The 3,178-nt window shown below is 57.8% G+C and carries 4 protein-coding genes; all 4 read left to right on the top strand.

Annotated elements, in window-relative coordinates; all coding sequences use genetic code 11:
• A partial coding sequence (lpdA, locus tag WBM93_RS05980; RefSeq protein ID WP_424429503.1) for a dihydrolipoyl dehydrogenase occupies positions 1 to 1,327 on the top strand: 1,327 nt, incomplete at its 5' end.
• A 4-nt stretch (positions 1,328 to 1,331) separates the two neighbouring features.
• Positions 1,332 to 2,168 carry a hypothetical protein gene (locus WBM93_RS05975; RefSeq protein ID WP_424429500.1) on the top strand — a complete coding sequence of 279 codons (837 nt, stop codon included), beginning with the start codon at positions 1,332 to 1,334 and terminating at the stop codon, positions 2,166 to 2,168.
• Positions 2,155 to 2,835 carry a PepSY domain-containing protein gene (locus WBM93_RS05970; RefSeq protein WP_424429498.1) on the top strand — a complete coding sequence of 227 codons (681 nt, stop codon included), beginning with the start codon at positions 2,155 to 2,157 and terminating at the stop codon, positions 2,833 to 2,835. The genes WBM93_RS05975 and WBM93_RS05970 overlap by 14 nt, the downstream gene beginning before the upstream one ends.
• A partial coding sequence (locus tag WBM93_RS05965; RefSeq protein ID WP_424429496.1) for a trimeric intracellular cation channel family protein occupies positions 2,832 to 3,178 on the top strand: 347 nt, incomplete at its 3' end. The genes WBM93_RS05970 and WBM93_RS05965, both read left to right, overlap by 4 nt.

Raw genomic sequence — 3,178 nt, 5'->3', positions numbered from 1 at the left:
GCTGGGTCTGAAAACGGCCTGCGTGGAAAGCCGCGAGACGCTCGGCGGCACTTGCCTCAACGTCGGCTGCATCCCGTCCAAGGCGATGCTCCACGCGTCGGAACTTTATCATGAGGCCCATAGCGGCGCGCTCGAGAAATTCGGCGTCAAGCTGACCGGAGCGAAGCTCGATCTCAAGCAGATGCTGTCCGAGAAACTGAAGGCGGTTGAAGAGCTGACCGGCGGCATCGCGTTTTTGTTCAAGAAGAACAAGGTCGAGTGGATCAAGGGCCGCGGCGCGTTTGAAAATGCCAACACGGTCAAGGTCGGTGACAAGAGCTATACCGCCAAGAATATTCTGATCGCTACCGGTTCGTCGGTTACTCCGCTGCCCGGCGTGGAGATCGACAATAGCAAGCATGTCGTGGTCGATTCCACCGGCGCGCTTGAACTGCCGAAAGTGCCGAACCATATGGTCGTCATCGGCGGCGGCGTGATCGGGCTGGAGCTGGGGTCTGTCTGGCTGCGGCTCGGCGCGAAGGTGACGGTGGTGGAATATCTCGACCAGATATTGCCCGGCATGGACGGCGATATCCGCAAGGATGCGAACCGCATGTTCAAGAAGCAGGGCTTTGATATCAGGACCGGGACCAAGGTCACCGGCTGCACGGTCAAGGGCAAGAAAGCGACTCTCACCATGGAACCGGCCAAAGGCGGTGACAGCGAGACATTGGAAGCCGATGTCGTGCTCGTCGCGATTGGCCGCAAGCCCAATATCGATGGTCTGGCGCTCGAAAATTCCGGCGTGACCACCAATGATCGCGGCCAGATCGAAGTCGGCCATGATTTCCAGACCTCGGTTCCCGGCGTCTATGCGATCGGTGACGTGACCCCCGGCCCGATGCTGGCGCACAAGGCCGAGGATGAAGGCATTGCTGCTGCCGAGTTTATCGCCGGACAGCAAGGTATCATTAATCACGACCTGATTCCAGGCGTCGTCTACACCTATCCCGAAATTGCCAATATCGGCAAGACCGAGGAAGAGGTGAAGGAAAGCGGCGTCGAATATAAGACCGGCAAATTCCTGTTCGCCGCCAACAGCCGTGCCAAGACCAATCGCGATACCGAAGGCTATGTGAAGATCATTGCCGACGCGAAAACCGACCGCGTGCTTGGTGCCCATATCATCTCGTCGCTCGCCGGCACGTTGATCGCGCAGGTCACACAGGCCATGGAATTCGGCGCGACCAGCGAAGATATCGCCTATACCTGTCACGCTCATCCGACGCACAGTGAAGCGATCAAGGAAGCCGCGATGGCGGTGCAGGGCAAGCCGATTCATATGTAGGGTGATGGCTCGTCAGCTAACCCGTCTCTCAGCCATGATTATCGTAGTCCTCATGGGCTGCGTCTATATGGCAGTAGCCGGTGCACCGCGTGCATATCTGGTCGTCAATGGCGCGGCTCTCGCTGCTGCGATCGGCCTAGCCGTTTTTCTAAAGCGGCCAGTTCCAGGCTTCAATGTAATCGCCCTCACCGTTTTTGCGCTGGCTCTTTTCGTCGGGACTCTTTTCAGCAGCGCGGAAATTGACGGGATCCATCGCTGGATTGGAGTCGGCCCGATCAGATTGCATGTCGGCCTGCTTTTGTTGCCTGCGATTATTTCGCTGGTACCAGGCCTCCGCAGAGAATTGGCGTTATTGACAATCATGGTAATCGGCCTGACCGGGTCATTGCAACCTGACCGGGCGACTGCGTTTGCCTTACTCTCGGGTGTGTTCGTGCTTGCGATAGCAAAGTGCGACAAATGGTCTCTCGGGATGCTGGCGTTTGCCGGAATGAGTTTCTTATCGACATTGTTGCAAATTGACCCCTTACAGCCGGTTCGATTCGTGGAATATGTGATCGCGGATGTCTGGGAATTCCATCCACCCTCCGGCGTCATTATGGTAGTTTTTCTGGTTCTGGCATTGGTGGTGCCTTTGTTCGGCAGGAGTTTCAGGAACCAGATTCCCCTCGCTGCCTCGTTGGCGACGATCAGCGGCTTTGCCATTATATCAGTTTTTGGACCCTATCCCACGCCGCTTATTGGATATAGTGCTTCGGCCATTATCGGATATGGTCTTGCATTGGGATTCTCGGGGTTCGAGAAACAGGGGGTTCGATTGGATCAACATGAAACATTATAAACTCATGCGCTGGCATGTCTGGCTCGGCTGGCTGATCGGCGTGCCGATCATCATCTGGACGGCCAGCGGATTGTTGATGGTCGCACAGCCGATCGAAACCGTGCGCGGCAATCATTTGCGTAGCGAAACACCGGCGCTTGATGCCGTAAATCCCGTTGCACCCATGCTCGAGGGACGCCAGGCGAAGAATTTGACGCTGCAGCAGAATGATGCCGGACCCTATTGGGTGATTGCTTATGCCGACGGTGGCAAGCGGAGAGCAGATGCTCTGACCGGCGCGTTGCTTCCGCCGGTTTCTGCTACCGAAGCCGATGCGCTGGCGCGCGCCGCACGGTCGGATGAAGCGGCGATCCGGTCGGTCAAACGCTTTGACGGGGACAAGGCGCCGGGTGACCAGCGCAGTGGCCGTCCGTCCTGGCAGGTCGTGTTCGACGATGATGCGCGATTCTATATCGATGCGGATACCGGCGAGCTGATCGCCGTGCGGACCCAATTCTGGCGGGCCTTTGATTTCATGTGGGGCCTGCATATCATGGACCTGCAGACGCGCGAGGATACCAGCCACCCGATCCTGATTATCTTTGCGGTCATCTCGCTGCTCGGTTCGATACTCGGCTTTGTCATGCTGTTCACGCGGCGCGGGCGCAAGCGGCGAGCTGTAACTTGAACGCGGCTCTGTTATATGACGCACTAGGCTGGCTCGACCTTTTCGGCATCGCTGTGTTCGCTATTTCCGGGGCATTGGTCGCGGCGCGCAATCGGCAAACACTGGTAACCTTTGCCTTTTTCGCTCTCGTCACCGGTGTGGGCGGTGGTACGGTCCGCGATCTGCTGATCGATGCGCCGGTGTTCTGGGTGCAGGACGCCCGGGTGCCGATGCTATGCCTTGGTATCGCGTTCTTGGTGTGGATCACACCGGTCAAATTCTGGCGACCGGCGGCGGTCGACTGGTTCGACGCCGTCGGATTGGCGGCTTATTCGGTTTTTGGTGCCGCCAAGGCGCTGCAGCT

This window comes from Parasphingorhabdus sp. (genome assembly GCF_049667325.1).
Classification (GTDB): Bacteria; Pseudomonadota; Alphaproteobacteria; order Sphingomonadales; family Sphingomonadaceae; genus Parasphingorhabdus.
The sequence above is the reverse complement of the archived record's forward strand: the minus strand, read 5'-3'. Positions and strand labels throughout refer to the sequence as shown.